This is a genomic window from Dictyoglomus sp. (assembly GCA_025060475.1).
Taxonomy (GTDB): Bacteria; Dictyoglomota; Dictyoglomia; order Dictyoglomales; family Dictyoglomaceae; genus NZ13-RE01.
In genome coordinates this window covers 49,602-65,237 of the sequence record JANXBZ010000003.1, presented here as the reverse complement: position 1 = coordinate 65,237, position 15,636 = coordinate 49,602, and the positions used below count along the sequence as shown (strand labels likewise).

Here is a 15,636-nt window from a genome sequence, read left to right as displayed (position 1 = left end):
CACTCCTTTATTTAAGAGGCAAAGTTCCAAACCACTTTTTATAGATTTCATCGTATTTTCCACTTTTTTTCAATTGATCAAGAATTTTATTTATCTTTATCAATAAATCAGTATCTTCTTTTCTTACTGCAATCCCATATCTTTCTATAGTAAAGGGCTTTCCAATACACTTAATTTTGGGATGGTTCTTAGCATAATAGAGAGAAACAGGCATATCATTTATTACTGCATCTATTCTTCCTAGTTCTAAATCCATAAAAGCCTCAGGAATTGTTTCGTAGCTTCTAATTTCTTTAATACCTACCTTATCCTTTAATTTTCTCGCAGTAATTTCTCCAGTAGTTCCCAACTGAACCCCTACAATTTTTCCTTTTAAATCCTTTTCAGACTTTATTGAGTTATCATCAGCTCTTATTGCAATAATTTGGCCTGAATCAAAATAAGGTTTAGAAAAACTAATTTCTTTTTTTCTCTCCTCAGTAATTGTCATAGCAGAGATAATAATATCAAATTTCTTTGCCTTTAAAGCAGCAATAATACCGTCAAAAGAAGTATTTATTACCTCTAATTTTACTCCTAAAGCATTTGCTATCTCTTGTGCAATATCAATATCAAACCCTACAGGCTTGTCGCCTTCCATAAATTCAAAGGGTGCATAAGCAACATCACTTCCCACTTTTAGAACTCCTGCTTTTTTAATTCTTTCCACAGCACTAGCAGAAAGAGCAGGTAAACTCAAAATGATAACAAAAATTAATAATAATGATAAAATTTTTTTCATTTTTTCTCTAGCCTCCCTTTAAAACTTTTACTCATTATAAAAACACTAATTTAAAAAGTCAAATAAAGAATCTCTATTGAAGCTTTACAAATTTTGAGTTATTCTTCTATAGATTCCTAAGGAGGAGAAACTTATGGACTATTTGGTAAGAGGTATAGGAGAAAAAGGTAAAATAATGGTATATGTAGCAAGAACTACTGACCTAGTAGAAAAAGCAAGAAAAATACATAACGCTACTCCCACAGCAATAGCAGCCTTAGGTAGAGCATTAACGTTAGTTGCAATTATGGGAAAAATGCTTAAAGGAAAGGAAACTATAAGCCTTCAAATATTAGGTAATGGTCCTTTAGGTGGAATTTTCGTGGATGCAGATGCCCACGGAAACGTCAGAGGATATGTGAAAAGACCATATATAGATCTTCCTCCTACATCCGATGGAAAATTAGATGTGTCAGGAGCTGTAGGGCAAAAGGGAATAATAAGTATTGTAAGAGACTTAGGGTTAAAGGAACCTTATAGAGGCTCAACAAATCTAGTTTCAGGTAGCATCGCCAAAGATTTAGCCTATTATTTTAGTCATTCTGAGCAACAACCTTCTGCAGTAGCTGCGGGAGTATATATAGATAAATCAGGAAAAGTTTCTTCAGCAGGAGGATATATTGTACAAATTTTTCAAGATACTTCTTTAAAAATAATCGAAAAACTTGAAAATAATATAGCTTCCATGGATCCTCCAAGTAAGCTTATATTAGATGGTGTTACTCCTGAGGAAATAGTAGAGAAAATATTGAAAGATTTAGACAGAAAAATATTTACTCCTGAAAAGATCAGTTATTCTTGCAGGTGTAGTAGAGTCAAAGCAGAAAATGTGTTATTAGCTTTAGGTATTAATGAAATAAGAGAATTACTCAACAAGCAGGAAACCACAGAAGTGAGATGTGAATTTTGTGGTAATATATATCAGTTTACTTCTAGAGATTTAATTGAGTTGATTAACTTACTAGAAAACACACAATAGTATTAATTTTCTAATAGCTCCTCTAGTGGTGTATAAGGCAAATTAAAGGCTTCAGATACAGCCTTATAGGTAATTTTACCTTTCACTAAATTAACTCCTAGTCGTAATGCTGAATTTTCCTTTATAGCTTTTTTCCAACCTTTATCAGCTAATTCTAAAACATAGGGTAAAGTATTTAATGTTAAAGCCCGAGTTGCAGTGCGAGGTACAGCTCCAGGCATATTAGAAACAGAGTAATGTATAATTCCCTCCTCCTCATAAATAGGATTGGAATGGGTCGTTGGTTTCGAGGTCTCAGAACACCCTCCCTGATCAATTGCAACATCAATAAATACTGCTCCTGGTTTCATACTTCTAAGCATATCTCGATTAATAATTTTGGGAGCTTTTGCGCCAGGAATTAAAACCGCTCCAATAAGTAAATCAGCATATCTCACCACCATTTTTATGTTAAAACTATCAGCAATCATGGTTGTAACTCTTCCATGGAAAAATTCATCTAAAAATCTTAATCTTCTAGGATTAATATCCAATATTGTTACTTGAGCTCCCATTCCAAGGGCTATCCTTGCAGCATTAAAACCGACAGTTCCACCTCCAAGAATCACTACAGTAGCAGGAGGGACTCCAGCAACTCCAGAAAGAAGAATACCTCTACCTCCATAGGGTTTTTCTAGATATTTTGCTCCTTCTAAAGGTGCCATTCTGCCAGCAATTTCGCTCATTGGAGCAAGTAAAGGCAGAAAACCATCCTCGTTTTGAACTGTTTCATAAGCTATTCCAATTATTTTCTTTTCTAAAAGATTTATAGTTAACTCTTGAGAAGCAGCAAGATGTAGATATGTAAATAAGATCTGTCCCTCTTTTAACAATGAATATTCTTCAGGCAATGGTTCCTTTACTTTTAATATCAATTCTGCCTCATAAAAAACATCTTCATGTCTTTGTACAATTTTTGCACCTGCCCATTTGTACTCTTCATCAGAAAAACCACTACCAATACCTGCTCCTTTTTCTATAATAACCTTATGTCCCCTTTGAACTAAGGTCTCTACTCCTCCTGGCACAATAGCAACCCGATTTTCTTCAGGTTTAATCTCTTTTGGAACTCCAATGATCATATTTTAAAAATCCTCCTTTGTAAGATAATAATAAAGAGCTATTAGTGTCTTTGCGTCCTTAATTTTATTTTCCTTAATTAACTTTTTTAAGTTTTCTCTTTTTATAATAATAATTTCTAAGAACTCATCTTCATCAGGATTTATTTGAGTTTTTTCAAGATCTTTTGCCTCAAAGAGATATAAAATTTCATTACTTATACCAGGCGATGTAAAGAAGGCATGTATCAATTTCAAATCTTTTGCCTTATAGCCAATTTCTTCCTCTAACTCTCTTATAGCACATTGATATGGGTCCTCTCCATAATTTAACTTTCCTGCTGGAATTTCTAATAATATCTCTCCTGTGCACATTCTATATTGTTTTACAAAAAAAATACCACCTTCCTGATCTATAGGGAGAATAGCAACAGCACCAGGATGCTCTACAATCTCTCTCTTTCCAATTTTGCCATTTGGTAATTCTACCTCTACTTCTTTTATATTTACAATCTTACCCTTATATACTAGCTTTTCCCTTAATATTTTCTCTATCATGGATTTTCTCCTTTATTAATAGAAAGCGATTCTAGTATCTCTTTATCTTTTAAACTTCTTTTTATCTCATTGGCTCTTTGTAACATCTCCTTTGCGTGTTGTTGACTAACTTCAGATACAATACTTCCCCCAAACATTCTTGATAACTCAATTATTCTTGATTTTTCTTCTAACATACTTACTTTTACACGAGCCTGTTCATTTATTATTTTCTTTTCTACATAAAAATGTGCATCTGCCCATGCTGCAATCTGTGGTAAATGAGTAACGCAAAATACTTGTTTACCTATTGATATATTCCAAAGTTTTTGAGCTAACAGATATGAAGTTTCCCCTCCAATTCCAGTGTCTATTTCATCAAAAATTAAAATAGGTGTCTGATCAATCTTATTAATAATAGTTCTTAAAGCTAACATAATTCTTGAGATCTCTCCCCCAGAAGCAACATTTCTAAGAGGTTTTAAATCCTCACCAGGATTTGTAGAAAGTAAAAACTCTACTTCCTCTAAACCTTTACTACTTAATTTCATATCTTTTACCAAAAGAAAATGAGAACCTGTGGGTTCTAAAAATCTTACAGAGAATTTGGCATTCTCCATTCCTAAATCCTTAAGTTCTTTTTCTATATTTTTTTCTAGATTTTTAGAAACTTCTCTTCTAATTTCCGATAACTTTTTAGCTTCTAAAACAATTCTTTCTTCTAATATTTGTATCTCATTCTCAATTTCTTCAAGTTTTTCTTCACTGCTTAATAACTCTCTTAATTCTTCTTCAATTTTTTTCCTATATTCAAGAATTTCCTCTATAGTTCTTCCATATTTTCTTTTAAGATTGGAAATTCTATATAATCTTTCTTCAACTTCTTCCAATCTTGAAGATTCTATATTTAATCCATCTCTAAAACGGATTAAAGAATCTACAGCTTCTTCTAAATATAATTTTGAAGTAGATAATAATTCACATATATGCTCAATATTCTTATCCAGGGAAGATAGAGACAATAAGAAGTTAAGACTCTTACTTATTTGGTCTAAAGCAGAAATTCTAGGATCTTGGGTTTCGTAAAGTAAAAAGTAAGCTTCTTCTAAGCTATTTTTTATCTTTTCAAGATTCTGAAGAAATTTCCTCTCTTCAAGTAATGCCTCTTCTTCTCCTTTTACTAACTTAGCCCTATCTATTTCTTCTATTTGAAATCTAAGAAGATCTATTCTCTGTTGACGTTCTTTTTCTTTTTCATAGATATTTTCTCTTTCAGAATATAATTCTCTTAGAGTTTCAAATAATTCCTTTACAATTTGTTTTTGCTTCAAACATTCCTCTCCTCCAAAAAGATCTAATAACTCCAATTGAGTATCTCTGCGAAGAATTTTTTGGTGCTCGTATTGTCCATGTATTTCCATTATGTTAGAAAGTAATCTTTCTAACATACCTACTGTAACTAACTCCCCATTTACTCTACACTTACTTCTGCCAGTTTTATTGACTTCTCTATATACTAAAAGAGTTTTATCTTCTTCCTTTGGAATGCCCCATTCATCTAAAATACTTTCGATAAATGGATTAACTAAAAAAAGAGCTTCAACTATAGCTTTATTACTTCCTGTTCTAATAATATCAGTAGACGCCTTCTCTCCCAATAAAAATGACAAAGCGTCTATTAAAAGAGATTTACCTGCACCTGTTTCTCCAGTAATTACATTTAAACCCTCATGAAAATCGATGGTTATCTCATCTATAATAGCAAAATCCTTCACATGTAAAGCTAAAAGCATTTTCACTCTACCTCCAATGGAGCTTTTTCTTTAATCTTTTGAAGAAATTCCAGTCCTTTAGAAATAGTAATTCTGCACTAAATGGAGCCTTTTTAACAATAACATTTTCATTTTTACCTATCAAATCCACTTGTTTTCCATCAATCCATACTTCCACTTGCCATTTTCTTCGTGGTAGAGAAAATGTAATTTCTCTATCAAAAGAAAGAATCAAAGGACGAGAAGAAAGAGAGTGTGCACAAATTGGAAGAATCTCTACTACACTCAACTCTGGGAAAATAACTGGACCACCTGCAGAAAGAGCATAAGCAGTAGAACCCGAGGCAGATGCTACAATTAAACCATCTGCAGGAGGTGTTATAATACTATCATTCCCAAAGGAAAGTTCAAAGGATATAAGAGGAGTATTCTCCGCTTTTAATAGGACTACTTCATTAAATACATAATATGACACATTTTTAGGATTAATATTTAATTCTATTACAGGATGTTTTTCTATAAAAAATTCTCCTTTCTCTAAAATATGAATTTTTCTTTCAAAATCCTTAGCCTCCATAGTTGTCAAAAACCCTAATCTTCCTGTATTTATTCCTAAAACAGGAATATTATGTTTTGCAACTTTTTGAAGAGCATACAGAACCGTACCATCTCCGCCTATAGCAAAAACTAGATCTATATTTTCAATAAACTGTTCTTTGTTTAGAAAATATATTTCTTTTGAATTATTTTTTCCCCACTTTTGTAATTCTAAAATTAATTTTTTTGCCTCTCTTTTTCTTGGGTTATAAATAACTCCTACTCTTTGGAGTAAAGTCTTAAGTTCCAGAGATTCCATGCCTCCTTTATAATCTTTTCAAAGTCTATCTCTTTATTCTCTTTTCCAAAAAGAGAAGGATATTCAATATTTCCCTTCCCTTTTTTACTAAAAAAGTAAGTAAGATTTTCTAGAAAAAAATTCAAAGATTTAACCTCGTTGACAATTTTTTTTACTATTTCAACGTGTACTTCTAAGTCCCTAACTATACCCCCTCTTTTTACTTTATCGGGACCAGCTTCAAATTGAGGTTTAATTAGTGCAATTATCTTTCCACATTCTTTTAAAAGATTAGGAAGCCTTGGAAATATCTTTAATAATGAAATGAAAGATACATCTATAGTTATTAGATCAAACTTTTCCTGAAAATCCTCACTTTTTATATATCTTGCATTTACTCCCTCCATAACAACAACTCTTGGATCATTTCTTAGACTTTCATGAAGTATTCCCTTTCCTACATCTAAAGCATAGACTTTTTTTGCTCCTTCTTTAAGAAGACAATCGGTAAAACCTCCTGTGCTTGCGCCAATATCTAAAACTACAAAATCTTTTACATTAAGCTTAAAAATTTCTAATGCTTTTTTTAATTTAAATCCTCCTTTACTAACATAGGGGAGAGATTTTTTAATCTCAATTTTTACCTCTGTAGGAAATCTCATATCAGGTTTATCTATTAATCTCCCATTAACTATTACTAAACCTGCCATTAAAGCTCTTTTAGCTTTTTCTCTGCTTTCGAAAAATCCTTTTTTTACTAATAATATATCTATTCTTTCCTTCATAAGTTCTTAACTTTTAATAGCAATATTTCTTCTAAAATTTTTGAAATCTTATGTGGTGTAAGATTATAAATTTCCTTTAAAAAATCTGCATCTCCTTGTTCCAAAAATTTCTCAGGTAAAGCAAAGGGAATAAGTCTAACAAAAATATCATTTTTACTAATCCACTCAGAAATTGCTGTAAATAAGCCTCCTGTTATAATATTTTCTTCAAAGGTAACTACTATAGAATGAAATTTTATAAGATCTTCAAGTAAAACAAAATCTAATGGTTTTAAAAATCTCATATTCACAACAGTGGGATTTATACCCTTTTCCAAAAGAAGTTCTGCAGTTTTTAAAGCAGGATAAACCATAGATCCTATTGCGCAAAATAATATATCTTTACCTTCTCTTAGAATCTCTCCCTTTCCTATCTCAATTTTTTCATAAGGCTTATTTATATCGACACCATATCCCTTACCTTTAGGAAAGCGTATAGCAATAGGGCCCTTATAATTTATAGCAGTATAAAGCATAGATTTAAGTTCCATTTCATCCTTTGGGGCCATTATAACCATATTAGGAATTATCCTAAGATAAGAAAAATCATAAATACCTTGATGAGTTGGACCATCATCACTTACAATTCCTGCTCTATCTAAAACAAAGACTACATGTAATTTTTGTAGACAAACATCATGGATTATTTGATCAAAAGCTCTTTGTAAAAAAGTAGAATAGATCGCAACAACAGGTTTAAATCCTGAAATAGCAAGACCAGCAGCAAAGGTTACTGCATGCTCCTCTGCAATACCTACATCAAAGAATCTTTCTGGAAATTCTTTTGCAAAATATATCAATCCAGTCCCTTCAGGCATAGCTGCAGTTATTCCGACTATTTTATCATCTCTTTTGGCCAAATCTACTAATGTTTTCCCAAATACTTCAGTATATGTAAGACATTTACTTACTCTTTCAGATTGTGCAGAAACACTATGATATTTTGGAGGATAAGCTTCTGCTTCATTGTGTCCACTACCCTTTTTAGTTACTACATGAATTAATACAGGTGTATTAAAATTTCTCTTCACACTATTTAAGACTGAAACTAGAAGAGGAATATCATGTCCATCAAAAGGACCAAAGTACTTAAAACCCAAATCCTCAAAAATAGGTTTTGCTATTAGTAAACTTTTTAATCCTCTTTCAAATTTCAAATCTAAATCTAATAAGAATTTTCCAAAAGAGGAAGATCGTAAAATATTTTGAGTTGTTTGCTTAAAAAATCTAAATAAAGGATGATTCCTTAACTTTGCTAAGTAAACTGCCAAAGCACCTACATTTGGAGATATAGAGTGTTCGTTGTCATTTAAAATTACAATTAAATCTGTCTTTAAAAAACCAATTTGATTCAATGCCTCCCATACCATCCCCGAAGTTAAAGCCCCATCTCCTATAATAACAATTATTTTATATTTTTCTCCTTTCAAATCTCTTGCCTTTGCTAAACCAAGAGCAGAAGATAGAGATGTTCCTGCATGCCCAACAGCAAAAGTATCATAAACACTTTCCCATGGAGCAATAAAACCGCTTATTCCTCCGTATTTTCTTATTGTGTGAAATCTATTAGCTCTTCCTGTAATTAATTTATGAGTATAACACTGGTGTCCAACATCCCACACTATTTTATCTTCGGGAGCATTAAAAACATAATGAACTGCGAGGGTTAACTCAACAACTCCTAAATTTGAGGCTAAATGCCCACCATTTCGCTCTACGGTTTCAATAATAATTTTTCTTATTTCTGAAGATAGTTTTTTAAGTTGTAGAAGGGATAATTTTTTAATATCTTTAGGTTCTCTTATCTTTTCCAACAACATATTCTTCTTTTGTTTTTAACTCCAAAACTTTATCCCAATTTCTTAAAATATTTCTCAAAACTCCATTTACAAATCTACTTGCAGAAACTCCTACATATTTCTTAGTTAGTTCTACAGCCTCATTTACAGAAACTCCTACAGGGATATCATTAAAACATAAAATCTCGCAAATAGCCATTCTTAATGCGTTTCTTTCAATAATTCCTAGTCTCTCAATTCTCCAGTTATAACTAAATTCTGATATTATTTTATCTGCAAAATCTTTATATTTTAAACAAGACTCCCATAGTTTCAAAGCAAAAATTTGAGCATAAGGAGAAAAATCTCGAAAATCTACCTCTATTTCTTGTCCCATGTCTTTCTGAAATAAATAAGTAAGTATTTTTTCTCTACATCTTGTTCTTTCTTTACTCATTTTTCCCTTCCTAAATTTATAAATATTTCTTTTAATCTATCCCAAAATTCATAGAAACTTTCTTTATTATCAAAAAGAGAACCGAAAATAAAACCAAGAACAGTTAAACTAACCCAAAATAAGGTTTTCCAAAAACCTATTGTTAAAAAAGATATGGCCAAAATAATCCCTATTATCGTTCCAATTATTCTTCCTCTATATTTTTTCCAGTTCATCATTTACCTCTCTTAACAGGTATAATTATATCTTCAACAACTACCTCTATTTTTTCTAAATTAATATTCAAAACCTTTTCAAAATAGACTTTCACTCTTTGCTGAAGTTCATTCACAATCCTAGTCACATCAACACCTACAGGTATTTTTATTCTAAGTACTAAATCTACCTTATTTCTTGTAATTCTAATTTCAGGTTTAATCTCATGAATTTCACTAAAATATTGAGCAATATCCTTAATAGAGTTCCTAAGACCTTGTAATGAGATTTTTATATTTCCCAAACCTAGAGTATCTCCAATACTTAACATGGAATTTTCTTTATATATCAGAGAAGAAACAAAAGCAATAAAACCAAAAATAAAGAAGATTATTAGGAGTAAAAGAGAAAAAATAATTCCTCCCTTTGTAGACCAATTAATAATCTTAAGAATCGGCTCCCATTGTAATATACCAAAAATAGAAATTAATGAAAGAAAAGATAAACCTAAACCTAAGATAAAAAAGAAAAATCTTTGATACCAATTAATTCTCACTTCTTCTCCTCCTTTTTGTTCTTTTCTCCTAAATATATACCTTTTATCAAAATGTTAACTTCTTGAACATTAAGTCCCGTCATACTTTCCACAACTTCTTTTACATGAGCTTGTACTTCTCTCGAAACTTCTGGAAAAGAATAATTTGGTAACAAGTAAATAGGAATAAAAATATATACATCCTTATCCTTAAGCTCAACTTTTATTCCTCTTCCTATGGGAATTCCTGAAACTAATCTTTCAAAAGCAGAAGGAAGACTATCTCCTATTCTTGAAACACCTTTTACTTCCTGAGCAGCAATTCCTGCTATAATTGAGATTACTTCCTTAGAAATTTTAACAGATCCATAGGAGAGTTCTTCTTTCATCTTATCACTCCTCAACTAAGATTCTTCTTTGTAAGAAATTTGTAGAAAATTGTCCTTTAATAAAGAAATTATTTTCAAGAATTTTCAAATAAAGAGGAATAGTAGTTTTTACACCTACAATTACAAACTCTTTTAGTGCTCTTTTCATTCTTTCTATAGCTTCTTCTCTATCTTTACCCCAAACTATAACCTTTGCTAAGAGAGAATCATAAAAAGGAGGGACAGTATAACCTTCGTATAAATGAGTATCGACCCTTACAAAAGGACCACCTGGTGGTATAAATTTCACTATCTTACCTGAGGATGGTGTAAAGTCATCAAAAGGATCTTCTGCGTTTATTCTACACTCAATAGTATGTCCTCGCAGGGAAACATCTTTAAAGTTTATTTTTTCTCCTGCGGATACCAGTATTTGCCATTTTACGATATCAATCCCTGTTGCCATCTCAGTAACGGTGTGCTCGACTTGAATTCTCGTATTTACTTCCATAAAATAAAAATGTCCATTTTTATCTAAAAGAAACTCAAAAGTTCCTGGTCCTACGTAACCAACCCTATAAGCTCCTCTTATAGCTGCTCTACTCATGGCTTCTCTTAATTTATGATCTACAGCAGGAGAAGGTGATTCCTCTATTAATTTTTGATGTCTCCTTTGGATAGAACAATCTCTTTCTCCTAGGGAAATGATATTTCCATATTTATCTCCTAAAATTTGAATTTCTACGTGCCTTGGCTCTTCTATGTATTTTTCAATATAAACTCCTGGATTTCCAAAGGCTTTTTCTGCTTCCATTTTAGCTATTCTTAAGTTTTGAATCAAATCTTCAGGATGGTAAGCAATTCTCATTCCTTTTCCACCGCCACCTGCAGTTGCCTTAATTAATACTGGAAATCCAATTTCCTTTGCTATTCTTAGAGCCTGTTTTTCATCTTCTACTAATCCATTTGATCCTGGAATCAAAGGAACACCTGCTTCTCTCATTATTTTTTTTGCTCCTGCTTTATCTCCAAGTTTTTCTATTGTTTCTTTATTTGGCCCAATAAATATTAGACCATGATCCTCACATATTTCTGCAAACCTTGCAGATTCTGCTAAAAATCCATATCCAGGATGAATCGCCTCTGCATTTGTTATCAAGGCTGCACTAATTATATTAGGAATATTTAAATAACTTTGAGAAGCTGGTGGAGGCCCAATACAAATTGCCTCATCTGCCATCTGAACATGTAATGACTCTCTATCTGCTTCTGAATATACAGCAACAGTTTTTATCCCTAATTCCTGACAAGCCCTAATTATTCTAACTGCTATTTCTCCTCTATTAGCAATTAAAATTTTCTTGAACATAGTCTATTCAGGTTCTATAATAAATAATTTTTGACCATATTCTACTGCTTGCCCATTCTCTACTAAGATTTTCTTAACTCTGCCACGAATATCAGATTTTATTTCATTCATTAACTTCATAGCTTCTATTATACAAAGAGTCTGTCCTACTTCTACTAAATCTCCCTCATTTACAAAAGGAGGAGCTCCAGGCGCAGGAGCCCTGTAAAAAACTCCAACTAAAGGAGCACTAATATAATGACCATCTTCGACTTCTTCAATCTTTTTTTCTACCACACTTGAGGAAACAGAAGTAGATATGTTTGTAGTGATATTGTTTGATCTTTTGAGTACTAATTTTATAGTTCCATTTTCTAATACCAGCTCTGCAAGATTGGTCTGTGTGAAAAGATGAATAATTTCTTTAATATCCTCAAGACTCCATTCCCTCATAATTCTTTCTCCTTAATTTTATTTTATGCTCTTTCCACATACTTAGCATTTCGAGTATCAACAACAACTTTATCTCCTACTTGGACAAATAAAGGCACTTGAATCACTAAACCTGTTTCCAACTTTGCGGGTTTTGATCCTCCAGAAACAGTATCTCCTCTTAATCCAGGATCTGTCTCTACTACTTCTAAAATTACAGTAGTAGGTAGTTCAATTCCTATCGGAGCATTGTCATAAAACAGTATGTTTACCACTACTCCTTCTTTTAAGTAATTTAAAGCTTCTCCTATTTGTTCGGAAGTTAACATGTATTGTTCATAAGTTTCATGATCTATGAAATAATATTCTTCACCATTATTATATAAATATTCTGCTTCTTTTTTATCTACAAATGCTTGAGGAACTAATTCTTCAGATTTAAAGGTTTTCCTCAATACATTTCCAGTCTTAATATTTTTAAGTTTTACTTTGACTGTTGCCTGACCTTGAGCCATATGGACATGTTGAGCTTCTAAGACCATATATATTTCTCCATCTAATTCAATAGTAAGACCTGGATAAAAATCATTTGTTGATATCATCCTTTATACCTCCCTTATAATATTATTAGCTCCTTGGGGAAAGAATTCAAAATTTCCCCTTTTTCTTTTTTTACTACAACTAAATCTTCTATTCTAATCCCAAATTTTTTTGGAATATATATTCCAGGTTCTATAGTAATTACCATATTTTCCTTTAACGTACCTTCTACCTTAGGAGCAATTCTTGGATTTTCATGAACCTCTAAACCTAAACCATGACCTAGTCCATGCCCAAAATATTCTCCAAATCCATTTTCTTGGATTATATCACGAGCAGATCTGTCTAAAAATTCAATATTAACACCATCTTTTATAAATTTTTCTGCCTTATTTTGAGCTTCTAGAACTATATTATAAACTAAAAGCTCTTCTTCTTTAGGATTTCCCAAAAAGACAGTTCTTGTTATATCAGAGTTATATCCATTATAAAAAGCCCCAAAATCGATAACAATAAATTCTTGAGGGAGAATTTCTTTATTACTTGCTTTTCCGTGAGGAAGAGCAGATCTCCATCCAGAAGCTACAATAGTATCAAAAGCAGGTTTTTCTGCACCTAACTTTAACATTTGATATTCTAATTCTATAGCAATATCCTTTTCTTTTACTCTTGGTTTTATTAATTCTAAAGTCTTTTCGAGAGCTTTCTCTGCAATTTCTAGTGCCTTTTTTATAATTTCTATTTCCCCTTCAGTCTTTATCATCCTTAAGTCTTCTACCCAGCCATTTAATGAGATGAAATCACAATCATTAAAAACTTCTTTCCATTTTATCCAATCATTATATGATATATGATTTCCCTCAAAACCAATTCTTCTCCATTTTCTCTGATCTTTTTTCTCTTTAATAAAGTCAACTGAGCTTTTATCTTTAGTTACTAATATTGGCTCAGCATTTACTACTTCAGTTTTTACTTGCTCTAAATATCTTGAGTCTACAAAAATATAGGAATTTTCCGGCTCAACCAAAAGAAGAGCGGTAGAACCAGAAAAACCAGTAAGGTAACGAATATTCTTTAAACTTGTTATTAATATAGCATCAAACTCTTCCTTTTTCATTCTTTCCTGAATTTTCGTTAAATTCATTCGTTTAATCCTTTATTGTAAGATCTTTAAGGTAATAAGTATTACTAATTCTTTATCAGTTTGCTTTATACTCTTAGATTTAAATAGTTCTCCAATAATGGGAATATCTCCTAATATAGGCACTTTATTAACGCTCTCTATATCTTCAGTGCGAATGAGTCCACCTATTGCTAATGTCTGACCGTCCAATAAGGTAACTGTAGTTTGAGCCTCCCTCGTACTTATTTGTGGAACTCCTTGTACAAAACCTGATAGAGTACTTACTTGAGGTCTAATTAATGCAGTTATAGTCCTATCAGGATTTACTTTTGGTGTTACCTCTAGAATTATGCCTGCATCTATATATGTGACCTCCCTTGTCCCATCAGGCCTTGTAGTTACTAAAGGTACTCTATCTCCAATCATTATTTTTGTTTGTTTATCGCTTAAAGTAGTCATACTAGGCTGAGCTAAAATTTTTGCATCTTGTTGGGTCTCTAATGCTTTTAAGATTGCAGGAATAGAAACTTCAGTAGATATCATGCTTACTCTTAGACTAGACCAATCTGCAGGAGCTGAAATCTTTATGCCTGAACTTATAGCTCCAGTACTCCAATCAATACCTAAATCTTTTGTTTTACCCCTTGTAACCTCAAGAACATTTACATCTACTCGGACTTGTGGCGTGGGTTTATCTATCTCTTTTATAACCCTTAATACTTCATCTATTTGATCTGATGGTCCTTCCATAAATAATATACTTGTTCTTGGATCATATCTAAAGGAAACATCTTTTGCTTTTTCAGAAACTAAAGGCTTTAGAATATCAAAAGTAATATAATTAAGTTCTTTCTTTTCTGTTCTTATTTGAGGTTTTACCTCAGCAACAGTAACAATTTTTTCTTCTATAGGAGAAACAATATAGTATGCTTGATTATCTTTCTTCTCAATATTTACTCTTCCTGCTTTACTTATTAGCTCTAATGCTCTTTCCCATTCAACCTTGACTAAGTATAAATCTATCTCTCCACTAACTCTTGAATCTATTATGAAACTTATATTACCAATTTTTGCTAATTCTCTTATTACTTCTCTAATATCTGCTTTTCTTAGATCTCCTGAGATCAATAATTTTCCGTTTTCTTTCTCAACTTTTAAAAGAGGCTTACTGACCTCCACAATATCTCCAGCTTTTATCCTTATAACATCTTCTCTATCTATTTTTGAGATTAATTCTTCAAGGCTTCTTAGATCTGAGTCACTACCTCTTGCTAATAAAAGTTTTGTATCTTTATCGTAACTTAGTTTTAATCTTTCTACTAAATCATTCCAAACTCTCTTTATATCTTCTACAGTAATATATTTTAAAACAAATAGACGAATACTCTCCGCTACCATAGTAGCTTCTTCTTTCTTGGGAATATCTATTTTACTTATTAACTCCTCTAATACCTTTAGGTCTTCTTCTTTACCTTGGACTATTAATAAGCCTGTCTTCTCATCGTAGGATAAGCTTAGATTCTTTATTAGTCCTCCACCTGCTCTCTGAATGTCCCCTAACCCTATGTACCTTAATCCATATATCTTTGTCTTTACTACTTCAGCTGGTATCACTACCTTCTCTTCCTTCGGCTTTACATAGGTTATTCTATCCCTCTCCTCTATGCTTACATTGCTTATTCCACTTAGTATCTTTAATACCTCAGATAACTCTACCCTGTTTAGGTATAGCTCTACTTCGCCACTTACCTTAGGATCTATTACAAAGTTTATTCCTGTCTTCTTTCCTATCTCTCTTATCACTTCTTTTATGTCTACCTTCTTTATGTCTCCACTTATCAGGTACTTGTCTCTATCTTTCTCTACCTTTATTAGCTCCCTCTCTACTTGTGCTACTTCCTCTTTCCTTGGTACATCTATCCTCACTATTAACTCCTCTAATACCTTTAGGTCTTCTTCTTTACCTTGAGCTATTAATAAGCCTGTCTTCTCATCA

The 15,636-nt window shown here is 32.0% G+C and carries 17 protein-coding genes; 1 reads left to right on the top strand and 16 read right to left on the bottom strand.

The window, feature by feature from the left end; all coding sequences use genetic code 11:
- Positions 1 to 7: 7 nt before the first annotated feature.
- Positions 8 to 781, bottom strand: a complete 774-nt coding sequence (locus tag NZ841_02285) for a basic amino acid ABC transporter substrate-binding protein (protein ID MCS7201595.1) — start codon at positions 779 to 781, stop codon at positions 8 to 10.
- Positions 782 to 914: 133 nt separating this feature from the next.
- Between NZ841_02285 and hslO the strand changes: the two genes are divergently transcribed.
- On the top strand, positions 915 to 1,799 hold the full coding sequence (hslO, locus tag NZ841_02280; protein MCS7201594.1) for an Hsp33 family molecular chaperone HslO: 885 nt from the start codon (positions 915 to 917) through the stop codon (positions 1,797 to 1,799).
- A gap of 2 nt (positions 1,800 to 1,801) precedes the next feature.
- On the opposite strand, the gene ald is transcribed toward hslO, so the two are convergent.
- From ald to NZ841_02205, 15 genes are all read right to left on the bottom strand, one after another.
- Positions 1,802 to 2,920, bottom strand: coding sequence for an alanine dehydrogenase (ald, locus tag NZ841_02275; GenBank protein MCS7201593.1), 1,119 nt, complete (start codon positions 2,918 to 2,920; stop codon positions 1,802 to 1,804).
- Between the two features lie 3 nt (positions 2,921 to 2,923).
- Positions 2,924 to 3,454: an NUDIX hydrolase gene (locus tag NZ841_02270; GenBank protein ID MCS7201592.1), complete on the bottom strand. Its 531-nt coding sequence runs from the start codon at positions 3,452 to 3,454 to the stop codon at positions 2,924 to 2,926.
- Positions 3,451 to 5,226: a DNA repair protein RecN gene (gene recN, locus NZ841_02265; GenBank protein ID MCS7201591.1), complete on the bottom strand. Its 1,776-nt coding sequence runs from the start codon at positions 5,224 to 5,226 to the stop codon at positions 3,451 to 3,453. The genes NZ841_02270 and recN overlap by 4 nt, the downstream gene beginning before the upstream one ends.
- A gap of 7 nt (positions 5,227 to 5,233) precedes the next feature.
- The gene (locus NZ841_02260) at positions 5,234 to 6,061 is read right to left on the bottom strand and encodes an NAD(+)/NADH kinase (GenBank protein ID MCS7201590.1); all 828 of its coding nucleotides are present in this window, start codon (positions 6,059 to 6,061) and stop codon (positions 5,234 to 5,236) included.
- Positions 6,022 to 6,825 carry a TlyA family RNA methyltransferase gene (locus tag NZ841_02255; GenBank protein ID MCS7201589.1) on the bottom strand — a complete coding sequence of 268 codons (804 nt, stop codon included), beginning with the start codon at positions 6,823 to 6,825 and terminating at the stop codon, positions 6,022 to 6,024. Before NZ841_02255 ends, NZ841_02260 begins: the two co-directional genes overlap by 40 nt.
- Positions 6,822 to 8,684, bottom strand: coding sequence for a 1-deoxy-D-xylulose-5-phosphate synthase (dxs, locus tag NZ841_02250; GenBank protein ID MCS7201588.1), 1,863 nt, complete (start codon positions 8,682 to 8,684; stop codon positions 6,822 to 6,824). The genes NZ841_02255 and dxs overlap by 4 nt, the downstream gene beginning before the upstream one ends.
- Positions 8,656 to 9,099: a transcription antitermination factor NusB gene (gene nusB, locus NZ841_02245; protein MCS7201587.1), complete on the bottom strand. Its 444-nt coding sequence runs from the start codon at positions 9,097 to 9,099 to the stop codon at positions 8,656 to 8,658. Before nusB ends, dxs begins: the two co-directional genes overlap by 29 nt.
- The gene (locus NZ841_02240; GenBank protein MCS7201586.1) at positions 9,096 to 9,317 is read right to left on the bottom strand and encodes a DUF2273 domain-containing protein; all 222 of its coding nucleotides are present in this window, start codon (positions 9,315 to 9,317) and stop codon (positions 9,096 to 9,098) included. The genes nusB and NZ841_02240 overlap by 4 nt, the downstream gene beginning before the upstream one ends.
- Positions 9,314 to 9,850 carry an alkaline shock response membrane anchor protein AmaP gene (locus tag NZ841_02235; GenBank protein ID MCS7201585.1) on the bottom strand — a complete coding sequence of 179 codons (537 nt, stop codon included), beginning with the start codon at positions 9,848 to 9,850 and terminating at the stop codon, positions 9,314 to 9,316. Before NZ841_02235 ends, NZ841_02240 begins: the two co-directional genes overlap by 4 nt.
- Positions 9,847 to 10,218: an Asp23/Gls24 family envelope stress response protein gene (locus tag NZ841_02230; protein MCS7201584.1), complete on the bottom strand. Its 372-nt coding sequence runs from the start codon at positions 10,216 to 10,218 to the stop codon at positions 9,847 to 9,849. Before NZ841_02230 ends, NZ841_02235 begins: the two co-directional genes overlap by 4 nt.
- A 4-nt stretch (positions 10,219 to 10,222) precedes the next feature.
- Positions 10,223 to 11,566 (bottom strand): acetyl-CoA carboxylase biotin carboxylase subunit, encoded by a 1,344-nt coding sequence (accC, locus tag NZ841_02225; protein MCS7201583.1) that lies wholly within the window; start codon positions 11,564 to 11,566, stop codon positions 10,223 to 10,225.
- A 3-nt stretch (positions 11,567 to 11,569) separates the two neighbouring features.
- Positions 11,570 to 11,998 (bottom strand): acetyl-CoA carboxylase biotin carboxyl carrier protein, encoded by a 429-nt coding sequence (gene accB, locus NZ841_02220; protein MCS7201582.1) that lies wholly within the window; start codon positions 11,996 to 11,998, stop codon positions 11,570 to 11,572.
- A 23-nt stretch (positions 11,999 to 12,021) separates the two neighbouring features.
- Positions 12,022 to 12,579, bottom strand: a complete 558-nt coding sequence (efp, locus tag NZ841_02215) for an elongation factor P (GenBank protein MCS7201581.1) — start codon at positions 12,577 to 12,579, stop codon at positions 12,022 to 12,024.
- A 14-nt stretch (positions 12,580 to 12,593) separates the two neighbouring features.
- Complete coding sequence (locus NZ841_02210; GenBank protein ID MCS7201580.1) at positions 12,594 to 13,661, bottom strand: Xaa-Pro peptidase family protein; 1,068 nt, start codon at positions 13,659 to 13,661, stop codon at positions 12,594 to 12,596.
- A gap of 12 nt (positions 13,662 to 13,673) precedes the next feature.
- Positions 13,674 to 15,636 (bottom strand): type II and III secretion system protein (locus tag NZ841_02205; GenBank protein MCS7201579.1); only part of this gene is annotated, 1,963 nt, incomplete at its 5' end.

What these genes read in the sequence shown, in the direction of transcription:
- NZ841_02210 (MCS7201580.1), bottom strand. Translation starts at nt 13,661, where the DNA reads ATGAATTTAACGAAAATTCAGGAAAGAATGAAAAAGGAAGAGTTTGAT.
- efp (MCS7201581.1), bottom strand. Translation starts at nt 12,579, where the DNA reads ATGATATCAACAAATGATTTTTATCCAGGTCTTACTATTGAATTAGAT.
- nusB (MCS7201587.1), bottom strand. Translation starts at nt 9,099, where the DNA reads ATGAGTAAAGAAAGAACAAGATGTAGAGAAAAAATACTTACTTATTTA.
- NZ841_02260 (MCS7201590.1), bottom strand. Translation starts at nt 6,061, where the DNA reads ATGGAATCTCTGGAACTTAAGACTTTACTCCAAAGAGTAGGAGTTATT.
- accC (MCS7201583.1), bottom strand. Translation starts at nt 11,566, where the DNA reads ATGTTCAAGAAAATTTTAATTGCTAATAGAGGAGAAATAGCAGTTAGA.
- hslO (MCS7201594.1), top strand. Translation starts at nt 915, where the DNA reads ATGGACTATTTGGTAAGAGGTATAGGAGAAAAAGGTAAAATAATGGTA.
- accB (MCS7201582.1), bottom strand. Translation starts at nt 11,998, where the DNA reads ATGAGGGAATGGAGTCTTGAGGATATTAAAGAAATTATTCATCTTTTC.
- ald (MCS7201593.1), bottom strand. Translation starts at nt 2,920, where the DNA reads ATGATCATTGGAGTTCCAAAAGAGATTAAACCTGAAGAAAATCGGGTT.
- NZ841_02270 (MCS7201592.1), bottom strand. Translation starts at nt 3,454, where the DNA reads ATGATAGAGAAAATATTAAGGGAAAAGCTAGTATATAAGGGTAAGATT.
- NZ841_02230 (MCS7201584.1), bottom strand. Translation starts at nt 10,218, where the DNA reads ATGAAAGAAGAACTCTCCTATGGATCTGTTAAAATTTCTAAGGAAGTA.
- NZ841_02240 (MCS7201586.1), bottom strand. Translation starts at nt 9,317, where the DNA reads ATGATGAACTGGAAAAAATATAGAGGAAGAATAATTGGAACGATAATA.
- recN (MCS7201591.1), bottom strand. Translation starts at nt 5,226, where the DNA reads ATGCTTTTAGCTTTACATGTGAAGGATTTTGCTATTATAGATGAGATA.
- NZ841_02285 (MCS7201595.1), bottom strand. Translation starts at nt 781, where the DNA reads ATGAAAAAAATTTTATCATTATTATTAATTTTTGTTATCATTTTGAGT.
- dxs (MCS7201588.1), bottom strand. Translation starts at nt 8,684, where the DNA reads ATGTTGTTGGAAAAGATAAGAGAACCTAAAGATATTAAAAAATTATCC.
- NZ841_02255 (MCS7201589.1), bottom strand. Translation starts at nt 6,825, where the DNA reads ATGAAGGAAAGAATAGATATATTATTAGTAAAAAAAGGATTTTTCGAA.